The organism is Polaromonas sp. AET17H-212 (genome assembly GCF_002379085.1).
Classification (GTDB): Bacteria; Pseudomonadota; Gammaproteobacteria; order Burkholderiales; family Burkholderiaceae_C; genus Polaromonas.
The window spans coordinates 41,238-57,999 of the sequence record NZ_NBZW01000007.1 but is presented as its reverse complement, the minus strand read 5'-3'; the positions used below and the strand labels follow the sequence as shown (position 1 = coordinate 57,999).

Here is a 16,762-nt window from a genome sequence, read left to right as displayed (position 1 = left end):
CCGTCCGTTCAATGCAACCCAGGGAAGTCCTGTAATGTCCATGGCATCGATCGACCTTTCGGCCCCGCCCCTGGCGGCATCGGGCTACTCGCGGTTTGTCCAGCGGATACGGCGGCGTTATGCCGACGAGCTGGCCTTGTTGCCTCCCGGCGCACCCGGGCGGGCCGGCATGCAGATCACCTACGACGCCTTGCAGGCACGCGGACTGGACACCGGCGCGGCCCTGCGGGTGCTGCGCCAGCTCGTCATGGAGCGCCTGGTGGTTCTTGATTGTGATGGTGGTGAAGCGCCGCTGCAGGTCATCACCAAGGCCATGACCGAGCTGGCCGAGCTGGCGCTGGACATCGCCATCTGCGAGTCGCGCAAGCCGCTGGACGCGCTGCATGGCGCCCCGCAGGCGCTCGACGTGCCGGGCGTCCCGCCCGGGCAGCGCGCCCAGCTGTGGGTGATCGGCATGGGCAAGCTGGGGGCCCGGGAGCTCAATGTCTCCAGCGACATCGACCTGATCTACGTTTATGACCACGACGGCGAGACCACCGGCCGCGCGGATGGCCGCGGCGTCATTTCCAACCATGAATATTTCGCGCAACAGGTCAAGGCCATCTACAACCTGATTGGCGAGGCCACCGAACACGGTTTTGTGTTCCGGGTCGACCTGGCGCTGCGGCCCAACGGCAACTCGGGCCCGGCCGCCGTGTCGCTGGGGGCGCTCGAAGAATACTTCCAGGTCCAGGGGCGCGAGTGGGAGCGTTTTGCCTGGCTCAAGAGCCGGGTGGTGGCGCCGCTCGAATGTATCCAGAACGGCTCGGCCCAGGCCATGCGCGGGTCCGTTCTGCCTTTTGTGTTCCGGCGCTACCTCGACTACAACGTGTTCGATGCGCTGCGCATCCTGCACCGGCAGATCCGCGAACATGCCGCCAAACGGGCCGCCGGCCACCCCGAGCGCGCCAACGACGTGAAGATGTCGCGCGGCGGCATCCGCGAGATTGAATTCACCGTGCAGCTGCTGCAGGTCGTGCGCGGCGGGCAGTTTCCCGAGCTGCGCACCCGCCCGACGGTCGATGCGCTGCAGCGTGTGGCCAGTGCCGGACTGATGGCGCAGGCCACGGCCGAAGCCTTGATGCGTGCCTACGATTTCCTGCGCCGTGTCGAGCACCGCATCCAGTACCTCGACGACCAGCAGACCCACGTGTTGCCGACGCGCGATGACGACCTGGCCTGGATTGCCCAGACCCTCGGCTACAGCAGTTGCTGCCCGTTCCTGAGCGAGCTCGACACGCACCGGGAACTGGTCGCCCAGGAGTTCGACACGCTGCTGGGCCAGAAAAGCGAGTGCAAGGGCTGCGGCAAGTCGGCCCCGGCCGCACCGCAAAACCTCGACGAGCTGCTGGAAAAACTCGCGGACCAGTGGCCCGATAAATTTCGCGCCCGGCTGGAATTGTGGCGCGAGCACCCGCGCGTGCTGGGGCTGCGCGACGATGCCAGAGCGCGCCTGACGCGTCTGGTGCAGCGCACCGCCCAGTGGCTGCTCGAAGGCAAGGTCGGCGAGGACGCGGCGGTGCGCATCATCGACTGGATTGAGCCGCTGCTGCGCCGGGAGAGTTATCTGGCGCTGCTGGTGGAACGTCCCGCCGTGCATGAGCGCCTGCTGCGCCTGCTGGGCGCGGCCAGGTGGCCGGCGCGTTACCTGCTGCAGCACCCGGGGGTGATCGATGAACTGGCCAGCGACGCCATGCTGCATGAACGTTTTGACGCCGCCGCCTTCATGCAGGAACTGCAGCAGCGGCTGGCCGCCCTGCGCCGCACCGGCGAGGACGACGAGGAAAGCTGCCTGAACCTGTTGCGCCGTGCGCACCATGCCGAGCTGTTTCGCACACTCGCGCGCGACGTCGAAGGTCAACTCACGGTCGAACAGGTCGCCGACGACCTCAGCACGCTGGCCGAAGCCGTGCTCAAGGTCACAACCGACTGGTGCTGGCAACGCCTGAAAAACCGCCACCGCGAGACACCGCAGTTCGCCATCATTGCCTACGGCAAGCTGGGCGGCAAGGAGCTCGGCTACGGCAGCGACCTGGACATCGTGTTCGTCTACGACGACGAGGACGAGCGGGCCTCGGAGGTCTATGCTACTTTTGTGCGCAAGCTGATCAACTGGCTGACCATCAAGACCGGCGAGGGCGACCTGTTCGAGATCGACACCGCCTTGCGGCCCAACGGCAACTCGGGGCTGCTGGTCACGCGTTTCGAGGCCTATGCCAATTACCAGCAGCAACGCGGCAGCAACACCGCCTGGACCTGGGAACACCAGGCCATCACCCGCGCCCGTTTTGTCCAGGGCAGCGACTCCCTGCGCCAGCGTTTTGACGCGGTGCGGCTGGCCGTGATCAGCGCCGCGCGCGACATCCCGGCCCTGCGCCGCGAGATTGTCGCGATGCGCGAGAAAGTGCGTGCCGCCCATCCGATCAAGGGTGAAAAAACCGGGGAAAAATTCGACGTCAAGCACAGCCCCGGCGGCATGGTGGACGCCGAGTTCGTCGTGCAGTTTCTGGTGTTGTCCCAGTCGCGCAGCCACCCGGAACTGGCCGACAACGTCGGCAACATCGCGCTGCTGCAGCGCGCCGAGGCCGCCGGCCTGCTGCCTGCCGGCCAGGGCCAGGCGGCGGCCCGCGCCTACCGCGCGCTGCGCCGGGTGCAGCATCAGGCGCGCCTCAACGAAGAGCCGACCCAGGTGGCGCCGTCGGCGCTGCAGGCCGAACGCGAGGCCATCCTGGCGGTGTGGCACACGGTATTCGAAACCGGCGCGCCGCACGCCGGCACTTGATCTCTGCGGGGGAAACGGACGCTGTGCTGTGCATCTAGATCGTGCTGGTGCTGCTGTTCAAGGACTTCCTGCACCCGGTGACGATTCTGGCGGCGCTACCGCTGTCGCTGGGCGGCGCCTTTGTTGGCCTGCTGATTGCGCAGAAGAGTTTTTCCATGCCCTCGCTGATCGGCCTGATCATGCTGATGGGCATCGCGACCAGAACTCCATCCTGCTGGTCGAATACGCCATCGTGGCGCGCCGCGGCAACGACGGCAGCAACGGCCACCCGGTGGTGGCGCCGATGTCACGCCGTGATGCGCTGCTGGACGCCTGCCACAAGCGCGCCCGGCCCATCATCATGACCACGCTGGCCATGGGCGCCGGCATGATGCCGATCGCCTTCGGCTTCGGTGCGGCCGACCCGAGCTTTCGCTCACCGATGTCGATTGCCGTGATCGGCGGACTGATCACCTCCACGGTGCTGAGCCTGCTGGTGGTGCCGGCGGTGTTCCCCTACATCGACGACATCGAGCGCGGTTTCAGGCGCCTGGCAAACCGGCTGCGCGGCCGCAAGGCCTCGCCCGAGGCTGGTCAGGCGGCGCTGGCGGCGGAGGCGAAGCCGGCGCAGTTGCCGACGCCCTGAGCCGGAGGCCGCCTACGTTCGGATGTGAGTAAAAATGGCCTGCAGCCCTTATTTCACGGGCACAACGAGCTATTGAATCAATAGCATCTTAGGATCAGAGGCCAGATCAGGGGGCCTGGCGGATCTTGCGCACCAGCGCAGTGGTCGAGTAGCCGTCGACAAACGGAATCGCCAGCGCCTGGCCGCCGTAACGCCGGACCACCGCGGTCTCGGCGAGGGTGTCCATGTCGTAGTCGCCGCCCTTGACCAGGATGTCTGGCCTGAGCTCGGTGATGAGCGCCAGCGGGGTGTCCTCGTCAAACCAGGTGACCAGGCTCACCGACTCGAGCGCCGCCATCAGCACGGCGCGGTCTTCCTCGTTGTTGAGCGGGCGGTCCGGGCCCTTGCCGAGGCGCCGGGCCGACGCATCGGTGTTGAGCGCCACCACCAGGCTGGCGCCCAATGCCCGTGCGCGCGCCAGGTAAGTCGCATGGCCGCGGTGCAGCACGTCAAACACACCGTTGGTGAACACCACCGGCCGCGGCAGTGCAGCGACACGCTGCGCCGCCTCCTCGCGGGAAACGATTTTTTGCGTGAACAGGGGAAAAGAAGGGGGAGGGGATGCGCCTTGCATCACGCCACTTTAACGGAAGGCCGTCGCCCCCTCTCGGCCAGCAGGCCGGCGCCCGCCATCAGGCGCCGGTGGCCACCGGTGGTGGTGCGACCGATGCCGCGATTTCCTTGCTCAGTTCCTTGCGGTAGCGGTTGAGCTCCTGCACGGTCTTGAAACTCTGGTTCATCAGCAGGCTCAGGTTGTGCAGGATGCGCTCGACCACCTTGCTTTCCCAGGCGGCGTCGAAATGGATCTGCTTGTCCAGCCAGTGCTCCAGCCACTCGGGGTTGGGCAGGCGCGACTGGATGGTGTCGCGCGGGAACAGGGCCTTGTTCACATGCAGGTTGGTCGGATGCAGGGCCTGCGCCGTGCGCCTGGCGCTGGCCATGAGCACGCCGACCTTGGTGAAGGCGGCCTTGGCGTCGTTGCCGAAGTTGTTGATGGCGCGTTTCATGTAGCGCAGGTAGGCGCCACCGTGGCGCGCCTCGTCCTGGCTGAGCTGGGTGTAGATCTGCTTGATCACGGGTTCGGTGTGCCACTCGCTGGCACGCCGGTACCAGTGGTTGAGCCGGATTTCGCCGCAGAAATGCAGCATCAAGGTCTCCAGCGGCGGGGCCGGCTCGAACTCGAAGCGCACGTCGTGCAGCTCTTTTTCGGTCGGGGCCAGCTCGGGACGGAAGCGCCGCAGGTACTCCATCAGCACCAGCGAGTGTTTCTGCTCTTCAAAAAACCAGATCGACATGAAGGCGGAAAAGTCGCTGTCGTCCTTGTTGTCGCGCAGGAACATCTCGGTGGCCGGCAGCGCCGCCCACTCGGTGATGGCATTCATCTTGATGGTCTGCGCCTGCTCGTCGGTCAGCTTGGACGCGTCGAAACTGGCCCAGGGAATGTCCTTGTCCATGTCCCAGCGGACGGATTCGAGCTGTTTGAAAAGTTCTGGATAAAGCATACACACTCCTTACGCGGCACACACCGCAGTAGATTCAATCTGATTTTAGGGGCTGAATGTGACAGGCTTTTTCGAGCAGGCTTTTCAGCCCTCTTCCATGCAGGGCTCAGGGCATGATGTGATTTGCACGCCTCTTCAACCCTTCTACACCCTTGCGCCGGCCCTGGGTAGCGGCCAACGCCGCCAGAAAGCAGTCACGCCGGCTCAGGGCTGCGTCTGGCGCCAGCGCTGGAGTTCCGGCTCGATGGCGGCAAAGCTGTCCAGCACACGCACGCCCGGCAGGCTGCGGCGTTGCAGCACAGGACAGGCGCCCCCGGTCCAGATCTCGACCGCCGGTGGCAACAGGCCGTGCAGGTCACCCAACCCCCGCGTCACATCCTTGGGGTTGAGGCTGGCGCTGAAACTGAGCACCACGATCTGCGCGCCGTGCGCCGACACCGCCCGGGCGATCTCGGGCACCGGCGTTTGCACGCCCAGTGACAGGCAGTCGCAGCCCTGCAGGGCCAGAAAGGTTTCGGCCATCAGCAGGCCCAGCCCGTGCGACTCCTGCGGAAACGTGGTCAGCAGCACCCGGGGCGACGCGACGCCGGCCACGCCCAGGCTGCTGATGCCTAGGCGCAGCACGGCGGTGACTGACTCGGTGTAGAAATGCTCCTCGAAAACTTCCAGCCGGCCATCCATCCAGGCGTCACCGATCAAGGTGTTGAGGGGCGCCACCAGCGTGCTGACGAAAGACGCCAGGCCCAGCTCCTGCACGGCGGCGGCCAAGGTGTGGCGCAGGCCCAGCGCGTCGTGGCGCTTGACCAGCTCAAAACAGGCCTGGATCTGCGGCGCGAGAACGTCGCCCGCTGGCGGGTCGTCCACCGCCGCCCTAGCGGTCTTGACGGTCTTGCCGCGCTGCCCCTGCGCCCGCGGCTTGTTGCCACCGGTCTGGCGGCCCAGGGCCTGCAGCTCGGCATGCGGCAAACCCACCACCTGCCCGGGCCGGTGCCCGTTGTCCAGCAGGCGCTTGATCAGCCGCAGCTGCTCGAGCTGCTCGCGTGAATACAGGCGCTCGCCGTGGGCGTCGCGGCCGGGCACGGGAAACAGGTAGCGGCGCTCCCAGACGCGCAAGGTGTCCTTGGACAGGCCGGTGTCACGCTCGACCGCGGCAATCGTGAAGCCGGGGGCAGAGGCGTCGGCCGGGCAGGAAATCACCGGACCGGACAGGGAGGGATCGGGGGGCGGCATGCTTGAATCTGGTCGGGCCCCCACTGCGTATTTTTGGCAGTCAGGCGCAGTTTTCCGGTAGTTTGATCCTGTGGCGCACAGACCGCGCCACAAGGCCCTCCATTATTCAACAGCGAGCAAGCTCATGAAGCACCCGTTTCTCAAACCCTGGCTGATGCTGGCACTGCTGGCCGGCATGGCGGCCCTCACACCCGCCCGTGCCGCCACCCCCGGCGCTGCTGCGGCGCCAGAGGCGCCGGCCTGCGCCCTCTTGCTGCAACACAGCTTCTTGCGCCTGCAGGACGAAAAGCCCCAGTCCCTGTGCCAATACAGCGGCAAGGTGCTGGTGGTCGTCAACACCGCCAGCTTCTGCGGTTTCACCCGCCAGTACGCGGGCCTTGAAGCGCTGTCTGCGCGCTACCGGGACCGAGGCCTGGTGGTGCTGGGGTTTCCGTCCAACGACTTTTCCCAGGAAAGCGGCAGCAACAAGGAAATCGCCGATTTTTGCGAAAACACCTTTGGCGTGAAGTTTCCGATGTTCGTCAAATCCGGCGTGTCCGGCAAAACGGCCAACCCGCTGTTCCGGCAACTGGCCGACCAGACCGGCCAGCGTCCGCGCTGGAACTTTCACAAGTACGTCGTGGCCCGCGATGGCCAGCGCGTCACCAGCTTCAACACCGCCACCGACCCCAAAGACCCTGCCTTCCTGAAGGACATCGAAGAGAAGCTTCTAGGCAAATAATTACCAATCGGTAATAATTCAACCAAGTAGTATTTTTTAGAACTTGTCGGAAAAAAACTGCTTTTTCCCCACACCCTATTACGCCCCATTGATTGATGACTTCCGCGACGTTAACGAATTTTTACACCCACCAGTCGACCCAATCAGGGAACTGCGCGCGGGGTCGGGGACTCCTAACCTCATCGGTACTGGCGCGCGGGCGCAGCGCCGACAGTCACTGTTTTTTGTTGCGAAGACTTCCGGCCGCTTGCGGTCCGGTTGCAATCCCGGGGCGGTTCTCCTCCTCCTCCCTCCCTCCCTTGTTCGCATCGGGGCGCTTCGCAACATTTTTATCTTCCGGGCTGTGAGATGAGTTCTCCAGCCCGCCCCAAGGTCGCCATCGTCGGCTCCGGCATTGCCGGACTCGCGGTCGCCCACGCCCTGCAGGGCCAGGCCGAGCTCACCTTGTTCGAGGCCGGCAGTTATTTTGGCGGCCACACCCACACGGTCGACATCACCCTGCCCACGCCGCAAGGCCCGGTCACCCACGGCGTGGATACCGGCTTTCTGGTCTTCAACGAACGCACCTACCCCCACCTGATCCAGCTGTTTGCCGAGCTGGGCGTGGCCACCGCGCGGTCGGACATGTCGTTTTCGGTCAAGATCCCCGGCAGCGGCAAAGGCGGCGCCCTGGAATGGAGCGGCTCCAGCCTGAACACCGTGTTTGCCCAGCGCGGCAATCTCCTGAACTGGAAGTTCTGGCGCATGCTGCGCGACATCATGCGTTTCAATCGCACGGCCACGGCGCTGGCCGAAAGCGGCGCGGAAGCCGCCATGATGCAGCCGCTCGGCGAGTTCCTGCGTGAGGGCCAGTTCTCGGCCGAGTTTCGCGACTGGTATTTCCTGCCCATGCTGGGCTGCATCTGGTCCTGCCCCACCGACCAGATGCTGCAGTTCCCGGTGGCCACCATGATCCGCTTCTGCCACAACCACGGCCTGATCCAGGTCGCCGACCGGCCGCAGTGGTGGACGGTGACCGGCGGCGCCCGCCATTACGTTGAAAAAATTGTGGCCGGCATCGCCGACAAACGCCTGAACACACCGGTGCGCGGCATCGTCCGCGATGCCTTCTCGGCCCATGGCGGTGTGCGCGTGCTGACCGACGGCGCCGACGAACGCTTCGACAAGGTCGTGCTGGCGACCCACTCCGACCAGTCGCTGGCCCTGCTGCACAACGCCAGCAGCGCCGAACGCACGCTGCTGGGTGCCATCAGCTACCAGCCCAACCGCGCCGTGCTGCACACCGATACCTCGGTGCTGCCGGCCAGCAAGCTGGCCTGGGCCGCGTGGAACTACGAACGGGCACAGGACCCGCAGCGCGAGTCGACCCGGGTGTGCCTGCATTACCTGCTGAACCTGCTGCAGCCGCTGCCGTTTGCCCAGCCGGTGGTGGTGTCGCTGAATCCGGCAGCCCCGATCGCACCGGCGCACATCCTGGGTGACTTCGACTATGCCCATCCGGTTTTCGACGCAGCGGCCATCTGCGCGCAGAAAGAGCTGCCCGGGCTGCAGGGCCGGCAACACAGCTATTTCTGCGGCGCCTGGACCGGTTATGGTTTTCATGAAGACGGCCTGAAGTCGGGGCTGGGCGTGGCCCGGCAACTGCTGCAGGACTGCGCTGGAGCCACGCGATGAGCGCCAGCCCGGCACAAGCCCTGATCGGTTTCGGCGAGGTGCGGCATACCCGCCTCAAACCCGCTGTCAACGCTTTCAACTACCCAACCTATTTCCTGATGCTGCCGCTGCGCAGCCTGCACCAGAACGGCGATGGCGCACTGGCGCGCAACCGCCGAGCGGCCCTGAGCTTTTTTGACCGTGACCATGGCGAGGGCGGCGACGACTGCCTGGCCTGGGTCGATGCGCTGCTGGCGCGGGAGGGCATCACCGACGCCACCGGCGAGGTCTGGCTGCACACCTACCCGCGTGTGTTCGGCCACACCTTCAAGCCGGTCAGCTTCTGGTATTGCCACAATGCCGCCGGCGCCTTGCGCGCCATCGTCGTCGAAGTCAACAACACCTTTGGCGAGCGCCACTGCTACCTGCTCGACCACCCGCGTTATGGCCGGGAACTGCAGGCCGTCAAGGTGTTTCACGTCTCGCCGTTCTGCACACTGGACGGCTTCTATCGCTTCCGTTTCATGCGCGTCAGCAACGAAGGGCTTGAGAAGACCGTGGCCCGCATCGATTACGACGACGCATCGGGGCCGCTGCTGCAAACCAGCGTCGCCGGCACGCTGCAGGTCCTGAGCGCGGCGACGCTGCGCAAGGCGCTGTGGCGTTATCCGGCGATGACGCTGGGTGTGGTCGCCCGCATTCACTGGCAAGCCTTCAAGCTCTGGCGCAAACGTGTGCCTTTTGTCAGCAAACCCCCAACTCCCGAAGTATTCGTGACGCGATGAACACTGCCAGCAACTCCCCGACTTCTTCCGCCAACGGCGCTTCATTCGCGCTGCCCAGCGGTGCCCCGGCCGCGGCGCGCACGGCCTTCAAGCTGCTGTCACGCCTCAAGCATGGCACGCTGACCCTGCAGTTGCCCGACGGCAGCATGCAGCGCTTCGGCTCGGGCGAGGCGCCCACGGCCAGCCTGCGGCTGGTGAACTGGAAGGTCTGCAGCGCCGCGCTGCGTTCGGGCGATATCGGTTTTGCCGAAAGTTTCATCGCCGGCGACTGGACCACACCACACCTGACCGAGCTGCTGCGCGTGCTGATTGTCAACCGCACGGAAGTCGAGGACGTGATCTACGGCACCTGGCTGGGCCGCCTGGCCTACCGCGTCAAGCACCTGCTCAACCGCAACACCAAGGCCAACAGCCAGAAAAACATCCACGCGCACTACGACCTGGGCAATGCCTTTTACGAGTTGTGGCTGGACGGCACGATGAATTATTCGGCGGCGATTTTCGAGACGCCGCAGACTTCGATGAAGGACGCGCAGCATGCCAAGGTCAGGCGCGCGCTGCGCATGGCAGACGTGCGGCCCGGCGACCGCGTGCTGGAAATCGGCTGCGGCTGGGGCGCCCTGGCCGAAATGGCCGCCACCGAATTTGACGCCTCTGTCGTCGGCGTGACGCTGAGCACCGAGCAGCTCGCCTGGGCGCAACAACGCATGGCGCGGGTGGGCGCGGCCGACAAGGCCGATTTGAGGTTGCAGGACTACCGCGACATCGGCGAAACCAGCGGCGATGCGCCGTTTGATGCGATTTGCTCGATTGAAATGGTGGAAGCCGTCGGGCGTGAATACTGGCCCACCTACTTCCAGGCGGTAGCGCGCCTGCTCAAGCCCGGAGGCTACGCCTGCGTGCAGAGCATCGTGATTGCCGACGAGCTGTTTGAACGCTATGTCTCATCGACCGACTTCATCCAGCAGTACATCTTTCCGGGCGGTTGCCTGCCCTGCCCGACCGAGTTCCGCGCCCAGGCGCGCGCCGCGGGGCTGGAAGTGATCGACGAGTTTTCGTTTGGCCAGGACTACGCCCACACGCTCAGGCTGTGGCGCGAACAGTTCATGGCGCAAGAGTCACGGGTGCTCCAGCTCGGGTTTGACAAGAGGTTCATCCGCATATGGGAGTTCTATCTGGCTTACTGCGAGGCGGCCTTCGCCCAGGCCAACACCGACGTGGTGCAGTACACACTGCGCAGGATCTGACGGGCGCGCTGCTGCTGGCGCTGGCGCTGGGCATCGGCGCCGCCGCGCCGGCGGCCGCGCAAACCGGCACCGAAGCCACTGCGGGCAGCGCCAGGCCAGCGGAATTGCTGGAGGCGCTGCCGCAGGGGAAATTGCTCGGCGGCGGCCGTCTGCGCGTTTTCGGTTTTCAGGTTTACGACGCCCGGCTGTGGGCAGCGCCCGGCTTCCGCGTGGACAGCTTTGCCAGCCAGGCGCTGGCGCTGGAGCTCAGCTACCTGCGCGCCTTTGAAGGCCAGGCGATCGCCGAACGTTCGATCACGGAAATGCGCCGCGCCGCGCCGGTCAACGACGATCTCGCGGACCAGTGGCTGGCCGCGCTGCGCAGGGTGCTGCCCGATGTCAAAAAGGGCGACCGCATCATGGGTGTGCACCGGCCCGGGGTGGGGGCGGCTTTCTGGATGAATGGCAAGCCGCTGGGCGAGATCCGCGATGCGGCGTTCGCCCAGCGTTTCTTCGGCATCTGGCTGGCGCCCGGCACCTCGGAGCCCGGCCTGCGCAATGCACTGGTGGCCGGAGCCGGCCCGTGACCCCTGCCGCCGCCCCGGGCGCTTTCGGCACCCGCAACGGCCTGGCCTACGGGATGCTGGGCCTGCCGCTGGCTTTTGTGGCGCTGCCGCTGTACGTGATCCTGCCCAACCACTACGCCCGTGAATTCGGCGTGCCGCTGGCCACCCTGGGCGCGGTGCTGCTGGGTGCACGCCTGTTCGACGCGCTGATCGATCCCCTGCTGGGCCGCCTGAGCGACCGCCTGTTTGCGCGCTCGGCCAGGGCGGTGCTGGGGCTGGGCGCCATCGCCGCGCTGGCGCTGGCGCTGGGCTTCGCGCTGCTGTTTTTTCCGCTGGTGAGCGCGCCGTCGGCGCTGGTGGTCTGGGCCAGCCTGATGCTGATGCTGACCTATGCCGGCTACAGCGCGCTCAGCGTGTCGCACCAGTCCTGGGGCGCGATGCTGGGCGGCGACGAGCGCCAGCGCAGCCGCATCGTCGCCTGGCGCGAGGGCCTGGGCCTGGTCGGCGTGGTGCTCGCGTCGATCACGCCGGTCGTGTTCGGGTTGCCGGCCAGCACCGCGCTGTTTTTTGTGGCCCTGGCGGTTGGCTGGCTGGCCTGGACGCGCGCCGACCGGCCGGTGCCGCAGCAGGCATCCGCGGGCCCCCAGATGGCGACGTCGATCTGGCTGCCGTTTCGCCAGCCGGGCTTTCGCCGCCTGCTCGCGGTCTTCCTGCTCAACGGCACGGCCAGCGCGGTGCCGGCGACCCTGGTGCTGTTTTTCATCCAGGACCGGCTGCAGGCGCCGGCCAGCCAGGAGCCGCTGTTTCTGGGCAGTTATTTCGTGAGCGCGGCCCTCTCCATCCCGCTGTGGCTGGCGCTGGTCAAACGCATCGGGCTGGCGCCCACCTGGCTGCTGGGCATGGTTCTGGCGATTGCCACCTTCGGCTGGGCGACGCAGATCGTGGCCGGGGACACCGCGGGTTTTGTGATCGTCTGCGCGCTGTCCGGCATCGCACTGGGCACCGACCTGGCGCTGCCCGGCGCGCTGCTGGCCGGCGTGATCCAGGCCAACGGCCAGTCGGGCCGGGCCGAAGGCGCTTACTTCGGCTGGTGGAATTTCGCCATCAAGCTCAACCTGGCGCTGGCCGCCGGCCTGGCGCTGCCGCTGCTCAGCCTGTTCGGCTACGCGCCGGGCGCGCGCGACGCGCAGGCGCTCAACGCCCTGCTGGTGGCGTATTGCGTGCTGCCCTGCCTGCTCAAGCTGGCGGCTGCGGCCTGCCTGTATTTTCTTGTCATCAAACACCCGCAAGGGGTCCCACCATGAAGCACTTTCTCCACCGGGGCGCCGCCGCGCTCGCCCTGTCCCTTCCCCTGCTGGTCGGTCTGACGGGCTGCGCCGGCCCGCAGATCAACGACTACGCCGCCGAAAAACCGGTGCTCGACATGCGCCGGTATTTCAACGGCACGGTCGATGCGTACGGCGTGTTCACCGACCGCTCGGGCAAGGTCGTCAAACGTTTCACCGTGGTCATGACCTGCAGCTGGCAGGGCCCGCCGGGCGCGGAGACCGGTGTGCTCGACGAAGCCTTCACCTACTCCGACGGCAGCACGGACCGCCGGGTCTGGACGCTCAAACGCACGCCCGACGGCCGCTACACCGGCACCGCCGCCGATGTGCGGGGGGAAGCCGCCGGCGAGGAAAAGGGCAATGCCTTCCGCTGGGGCTACACGCTCAAGCTGCCGGTCGACGGCCGCGTGATCGAGGTGCAGTTCGACGACTGGATGTACCTGATGAACGACAAGGTGCTGCTGAACAAGGCGGTGATGAGCAAGTTCGGCGTCCGGCTCGGCGAGGTCACGCTGTCCTTCGTGAAGCGCTGACCAGGCTTCGCCACTTCAAGCCAAACAGGACTGCAGCCCTTTATATACCTGCGACAGCAGCTATCATTTTTATAACAAAACAGCCCCATGCCGTACAACCTTCCCCTTCGTGACTGGCGCGGCAAAACCGTGTGGCTGGTCGGCGCCTCCAGCGGCATTGGCCAGGCCACGGCGCATGCGCTGCATGCGGCCGGCGCCAGGGTCGTGGTGTCCGCCCGCAATGGCGCCGCGCTGGAAGCCTTTGCGGCCGCCCATCCCGGCGCGCAAGCCTTGATGCTCGACGCGTCGGATGCGGTTGCCGTGCAAGCCGCGGCGCAATCGCTGCTGGCCCAGGGGCCGCTGGACCTGATGATGTATTGCGCGGGTTACTACCGGGAACAACGCGCCACTGGCTTCGACCTGGCGGACATGCTCAGGCACCAGCAGGTCAACTATGTGGGGGCCCTGTATGTGCTCGACGCGGTCTTGCCGGCGATGCTGCAACGCGGCAGTGGTCACCTCAGCCTGGTCGGCAGCGTGGCCGGCTACCGCGGCCTGCCGCAAAGCCTGGCCTACGGCCCGACCAAGGCGGCGCTGATCAACCTGGCCGAAACCCTGTACCTGGACCTGCAGGCCAGCGGCGTGGGGGTGAGCCTGGTCAACCCGGGTTTTGTCGAAACACCGCTGACCGCCGGCAACCGGTTCAGCATGCCGGCCCTGCTCAGCCCGGCCCAGGCGGCGACGGAGATCCTGGCTGGCTGGGCGCGGGGCCAGTTCGAGATCCACTTTCCGAAACGGTTCACGCTCTGGATGAAAACCTTGCGCGTCCTGCCCTACGCGCTGTATTTTCCGGCGATCCGGAAATTCACCGGTCTGTGAGCACCCCATGACCCCAACCCCACATGCCAAGGTCGCGCCACTGGTGCATTTTTTTGAAACCCTGAGCCCGACCGGCGTTGCGCGCATGGGCGAGTTCTATGCGGCCGACACCTGGTTCAAGGACCCGTTCAACGAGGTGCAGGGCCTGGCGCAGGTGCAGCAGATCTTCAGCCACATGTACGTGGCACTGGACCAGCCGCGTTTTGTGGTGACGGCCCAGGTGGTCGACGGCAGTCAGTGTTTCCTGACCTGGAATTTCGAGTTTTATTTCAGGCGGAGCGGGCCCCAGCCATTGCAGACCATACGCGGCGCCTCGCACATCAGCTTCAACGAGGCCGGCCTGGTGACGCGCCACCGCGACTACTGGGACGCGGCCGAGGAGCTGTATGAAAAGCTGCCGCTGCTGGGCAGCCTGATGCGCTGGCTGAAAAAACGCGCTGGGACGTAGCCCCCACGGTCGTTCACTTCGTGTAACTCCCTGCACCTTGCAGGCCGCCGCTCGCCAGAGGCTTCGCTTCTGGCGCCTGCGGACCGGCAAAGCTGGATCCGCGGCCCCTGCTGGGTTGGAGAGCTGCCGCAGTCGCTCCTGTTTTTATAGCTGACTGCGCCCATCCGTCATGGGCTGGAGCGTGATTTTGCGTAAAAACTCAGGAAGGCAGGGTGTCGACAAAACTCGGCCGCTGCGCCAGCTTGTCATACAGCCGGGTCAGGTTGGGGTGGGGCGTGCGCCAGTCGATCTGCGGAAAACGGAAGTCCAGGTAACCGAGCGCGCAACCGACGGCGATGTCGGACAGGCTCAGGTGGATGCCGCTGCAAAAAGGCTTGTCGCCCAGGCCGGTGCTCATGGCCCGCACGGTCGTGTCGATCTTGTTCATCTGGCGGTCAATCCAGGCCTGGCAACGCTGCTTGTCGTCACGGCCGGCCCAGGTGGCCTCCAGCCGGGCCAGGATGGCCGCGTCGAGCAGGCCGTCGGCCAGTGCTTCCCAGGTCTTCACCTCGGCGCGTTCGCGGCCCTGCACCGGAATCAGCTTGCCGACCGGCGACAGTGTGTCCAGGTATTCAACGATCACACGCGAGTCGAACACGGCTTCTTCCGACCCGTTGGCGCCTTCCATGACCAGACAGGGCACCTTGCCCAGCGGATTGGATTCGGACATGGTCGTGCCCGCAGCCCAGACGTCTTCAATGACGAAGTGGTAGTCGAGCTTTTTTTCGGCCATCACGATGCGCACTTTGCGCACATAAGGGCTGCCGTAGGATCCAATGAGTTTCATAGTCAATCTTTTGTCGTGGGCCCTGGGGCTTGGGGCTTGGGGGTCGGATACCTCGAGCAAAATAGCTTAGCAGGCCCCAGCCGCTTGCATTCTATCGAGTATGCCTCGGCAGGGCCTGCCACGCGGCAAAAACGGGGTAACCCGTCCACCAGGGGCGCCGGGCCACCCGCCTACAATGTCGCCCATGAACCCGTCCACCAGCTTCTCCATCACCGCCCTGTCCCCCCTGGACGGCCGTTACGCCGCCAGACTCGCCCCCCTGCGGCCGCTGATGTCGGAGCTCGGTTACATGCACCGCCGCGTCCAGGTGGAAGTCGCCTGGTTCATCGCGCTGTCGGACGCAGGTTTTGCCGAATTCAAGCCGCTGACCCCCGGTGCACGCACCTACCTGCTCGGACTGGTCAAGCATTTCTCGGGAAACGACGCGGCCGCGATCAAGGAGATAGAAAAAACAACCAACCACGACGTGAAGGCGGTCGAGTACTGGATCAAGTCGAAGTTCGAGGCGCGGCCGGAGCTGCAGGCTGCCGCCGAGTTTGTGCATTTCGCCTGCACCAGCGAAGACATCAACAACACCAGCCATGCGCTGCAGCTCAAAAGCAGCCGCGAGCAGGTCTTGCTGCCGGCCCTGGACAAGGTCATCACGCAATTGCGCGTGATGGCACACCTGCATGCCGACGAGCCCATGCTCAGCCGCACCCACGGCCAGACCGCCAGCCCGACCACCGTCGGCAAGGAAATCGCCAACGTGGTGGCCCGCCTGGAGGTGGCGCGTGAACGGGTGGCCGGCGTGCGGCTGATGGCCAAGATGAACGGCGCGGTCGGCAACTTCAATGCCCACCTCGCGGCCTGGCCCGATTTTGACTGGGAGGCGCTGAGCCGTCGTGTCATCGAGTCGCCCGAGCCGCTGGGCCTGGGCCTGAGTTTTCAGCCCTACAGCATCCAGATCGAGCCGCACGACTACATGGCCGAGCTGTTCGACGCGGTGGCGCGCACCAACACCATCCTGATCGACTTCGCGCGCGATGTCTGGGGTTATGTCAGCGTGGGTTATTTCAAGCAGCGCCTCAAGGACGGTGAGATCGGTTCGAGCACCATGCCGCACAAGGTCAACCCGATTGATTTCGAGAATGCCGAAGGCAACCTCGGCCTGGCCAATGCGCTGCTGCGCCACATGAGCGAGAAACTGCCTGTCAGCCGCTGGCAACGCGACCTCACCGACAGCACCGTGCTGCGCAACATGGGCGTGGCCTTCGGTTATGCCGTGCTGGCCTACAGCTCGATGAGCACCGGACTGGGCAAGCTCGAGCTCAACCGTGAAGCCCTGGCCGACGACCTCGACGCCTCCTGGGAAGTGCTGGCCGAGCCGATCCAGACCGTGATGCGCCGTTACGGCGTGCAGGGCGCTTACGAAAAACTCAAGGAAGTCACGCGCGGCAAAACCGTGACGGCCGCAGCGCTGCACGGCCTGATTCGCTCGCTGGAGATTCCGGACGCGGAAAAAGACCGCCTGCTGGCCATGACGCCGGCCAGTTACACCGGCAAGGCCGCCGAACTGGCCAAACGGATTTAGACAGGCCCCCACGGTCGCTCACTGCGTG

General features: G+C 65.7%; 15 protein-coding genes and 1 pseudogene. 12 read left to right on the top strand and 4 right to left on the bottom strand.

From position 1 onward, the window contains the following. The first annotated feature begins 34 nt into the window (after positions 1-34). Positions 35-2,821 carry a bifunctional [glutamate--ammonia ligase]-adenylyl-L-tyrosine phosphorylase/[glutamate--ammonia-ligase] adenylyltransferase gene (glnE, locus tag B7G53_RS08005; RefSeq protein ID WP_096666181.1) on the top strand — a complete coding sequence of 929 codons (2,787 nt, stop codon included), beginning with the start codon at positions 35-37 and terminating at the stop codon, positions 2,819-2,821. A 38-nt stretch (positions 2,822-2,859) separates the two neighbouring features. Then, positions 2,860-3,446, top strand: a pseudogene (locus B7G53_RS08000) (efflux RND transporter permease subunit); the annotation flags it as partial. 106 nt (positions 3,447-3,552) lie between these two features. On the opposite strand, the gene rfaE2 reads toward B7G53_RS08000, so the two are convergent. The 3 genes from rfaE2 to B7G53_RS07985 all read right to left on the bottom strand — a co-directional run bounded on the left by rfaE2 (position 3,553) and on the right by B7G53_RS07985 (position 6,217). Next, entirely contained in the window at positions 3,553-4,059 is a 507-nt protein-coding gene (gene rfaE2 / locus B7G53_RS07995; RefSeq protein ID WP_096666178.1) for a D-glycero-beta-D-manno-heptose 1-phosphate adenylyltransferase, read from the bottom strand. Positions 4,060-4,117: 58 nt separating this feature from the next. Further along, entirely contained in the window at positions 4,118-4,987 is an 870-nt protein-coding gene (locus B7G53_RS07990) for a ferritin (protein WP_096666175.1), read from the bottom strand. A 204-nt stretch (positions 4,988-5,191) separates the two neighbouring features. Then, on the bottom strand, positions 5,192-6,217 hold the full coding sequence (locus tag B7G53_RS07985; RefSeq protein WP_096666172.1) for a MerR family transcriptional regulator: 1,026 nt from the start codon (positions 6,215-6,217) through the stop codon (positions 5,192-5,194). Positions 6,218-6,341: 124 nt separating this feature from the next. On the opposite strand from B7G53_RS07985, the gene B7G53_RS07980 reads away from it, so the two are divergent. The 9 genes from B7G53_RS07980 (at position 6,342) to B7G53_RS07940 (ending at position 14,335) form a co-directional block, all read left to right on the top strand. Continuing rightward, complete coding sequence (locus B7G53_RS07980) at positions 6,342-6,938, top strand: glutathione peroxidase (RefSeq protein WP_096666169.1); 597 nt, start codon at positions 6,342-6,344, stop codon at positions 6,936-6,938. Between the two features lie 348 nt (positions 6,939-7,286). After that, a complete protein-coding gene (locus B7G53_RS07975) occupies positions 7,287-8,612 on the top strand; it encodes an NAD(P)/FAD-dependent oxidoreductase (protein ID WP_096666166.1) in 1,326 nt (441 codons plus the stop codon). After that, the gene (locus tag B7G53_RS07970) at positions 8,609-9,376 is read left to right on the top strand and encodes a DUF1365 domain-containing protein (RefSeq protein WP_096666163.1); all 768 of its coding nucleotides are present in this window, start codon (positions 8,609-8,611) and stop codon (positions 9,374-9,376) included. The genes B7G53_RS07975 and B7G53_RS07970 overlap by 4 nt, the downstream gene beginning before the upstream one ends. Then, entirely contained in the window at positions 9,373-10,623 is a 1,251-nt protein-coding gene (locus tag B7G53_RS07965) for an SAM-dependent methyltransferase (protein WP_096666160.1), read from the top strand. Before B7G53_RS07970 ends, B7G53_RS07965 begins: the two co-directional genes overlap by 4 nt. Continuing rightward, positions 10,539-11,189 carry a chalcone isomerase family protein gene (locus B7G53_RS07960; RefSeq protein WP_096666157.1) on the top strand — a complete coding sequence of 217 codons (651 nt, stop codon included), beginning with the start codon at positions 10,539-10,541 and terminating at the stop codon, positions 11,187-11,189. The genes B7G53_RS07965 and B7G53_RS07960 overlap by 85 nt, the downstream gene beginning before the upstream one ends. A 53-nt stretch (positions 11,190-11,242) precedes the next feature. Next, a complete protein-coding gene (locus tag B7G53_RS07955) occupies positions 11,243-12,472 on the top strand; it encodes an MFS transporter (RefSeq protein WP_096666394.1) in 1,230 nt (409 codons plus the stop codon). Then, a complete protein-coding gene (locus B7G53_RS07950) occupies positions 12,469-13,029 on the top strand; it encodes a DUF3833 domain-containing protein (RefSeq protein ID WP_096666154.1) in 561 nt (186 codons plus the stop codon). The genes B7G53_RS07955 and B7G53_RS07950 overlap by 4 nt, the downstream gene beginning before the upstream one ends. Positions 13,030-13,116: 87 nt before the next feature. After that, complete coding sequence (locus B7G53_RS07945) at positions 13,117-13,887, top strand: SDR family NAD(P)-dependent oxidoreductase (protein ID WP_096666151.1); 771 nt, start codon at positions 13,117-13,119, stop codon at positions 13,885-13,887. A gap of 7 nt (positions 13,888-13,894) precedes the next feature. Continuing rightward, positions 13,895-14,335, top strand: coding sequence for a nuclear transport factor 2 family protein (locus B7G53_RS07940; protein ID WP_096666148.1), 441 nt, complete (start codon positions 13,895-13,897; stop codon positions 14,333-14,335). Between the two features lie 199 nt (positions 14,336-14,534). Here B7G53_RS07940 and B7G53_RS07935 read toward each other — a convergent pair whose 3' ends face one another. After that, positions 14,535-15,161, bottom strand: coding sequence for a glutathione S-transferase family protein (locus tag B7G53_RS07935; RefSeq protein WP_096666145.1), 627 nt, complete (start codon positions 15,159-15,161; stop codon positions 14,535-14,537). A 184-nt stretch (positions 15,162-15,345) separates the two neighbouring features. On the opposite strand from B7G53_RS07935, the gene purB reads away from it, so the two are divergent. Further along, the gene (gene purB / locus B7G53_RS07930) at positions 15,346-16,734 is read left to right on the top strand and encodes an adenylosuccinate lyase (RefSeq protein WP_096666142.1); all 1,389 of its coding nucleotides are present in this window, start codon (positions 15,346-15,348) and stop codon (positions 16,732-16,734) included. The last annotated feature ends 28 nt before the right edge of the window (positions 16,735-16,762 follow it).

What these genes read in the sequence shown, in the direction of transcription:
- B7G53_RS07990 (WP_096666175.1), bottom strand. Translation starts at nt 4,987, where the DNA reads ATGCTTTATCCAGAACTTTTCAAACAGCTCGAATCCGTCCGCTGGGAC.
- B7G53_RS07940 (WP_096666148.1), top strand. Translation starts at nt 13,895, where the DNA reads ATGACCCCAACCCCACATGCCAAGGTCGCGCCACTGGTGCATTTTTTT.
- B7G53_RS07965 (WP_096666160.1), top strand. Translation starts at nt 9,373, where the DNA reads ATGAACACTGCCAGCAACTCCCCGACTTCTTCCGCCAACGGCGCTTCA.
- purB (WP_096666142.1), top strand. Translation starts at nt 15,346, where the DNA reads ATGAACCCGTCCACCAGCTTCTCCATCACCGCCCTGTCCCCCCTGGAC.
- B7G53_RS07955 (WP_096666394.1), top strand. Translation starts at nt 11,243, where the DNA reads ATGCTGGGCCTGCCGCTGGCTTTTGTGGCGCTGCCGCTGTACGTGATC.
- B7G53_RS07980 (WP_096666169.1), top strand. Translation starts at nt 6,342, where the DNA reads ATGAAGCACCCGTTTCTCAAACCCTGGCTGATGCTGGCACTGCTGGCC.
- B7G53_RS07945 (WP_096666151.1), top strand. Translation starts at nt 13,117, where the DNA reads ATGCCGTACAACCTTCCCCTTCGTGACTGGCGCGGCAAAACCGTGTGG.
- B7G53_RS07970 (WP_096666163.1), top strand. Translation starts at nt 8,609, where the DNA reads ATGAGCGCCAGCCCGGCACAAGCCCTGATCGGTTTCGGCGAGGTGCGG.
- B7G53_RS07975 (WP_096666166.1), top strand. Translation starts at nt 7,287, where the DNA reads ATGAGTTCTCCAGCCCGCCCCAAGGTCGCCATCGTCGGCTCCGGCATT.
- B7G53_RS07950 (WP_096666154.1), top strand. Translation starts at nt 12,469, where the DNA reads ATGAAGCACTTTCTCCACCGGGGCGCCGCCGCGCTCGCCCTGTCCCTT.
- B7G53_RS07935 (WP_096666145.1), bottom strand. Translation starts at nt 15,161, where the DNA reads ATGAAACTCATTGGATCCTACGGCAGCCCTTATGTGCGCAAAGTGCGC.
- B7G53_RS07960 (WP_096666157.1), top strand. Translation starts at nt 10,539, where the DNA reads ATGGGAGTTCTATCTGGCTTACTGCGAGGCGGCCTTCGCCCAGGCCAA.
- B7G53_RS07985 (WP_096666172.1), bottom strand. Translation starts at nt 6,217, where the DNA reads ATGCCGCCCCCCGATCCCTCCCTGTCCGGTCCGGTGATTTCCTGCCCG.
- rfaE2 (WP_096666178.1), bottom strand. Translation starts at nt 4,059, where the DNA reads ATGCAAGGCGCATCCCCTCCCCCTTCTTTTCCCCTGTTCACGCAAAAA.
- glnE (WP_096666181.1), top strand. Translation starts at nt 35, where the DNA reads ATGTCCATGGCATCGATCGACCTTTCGGCCCCGCCCCTGGCGGCATCG.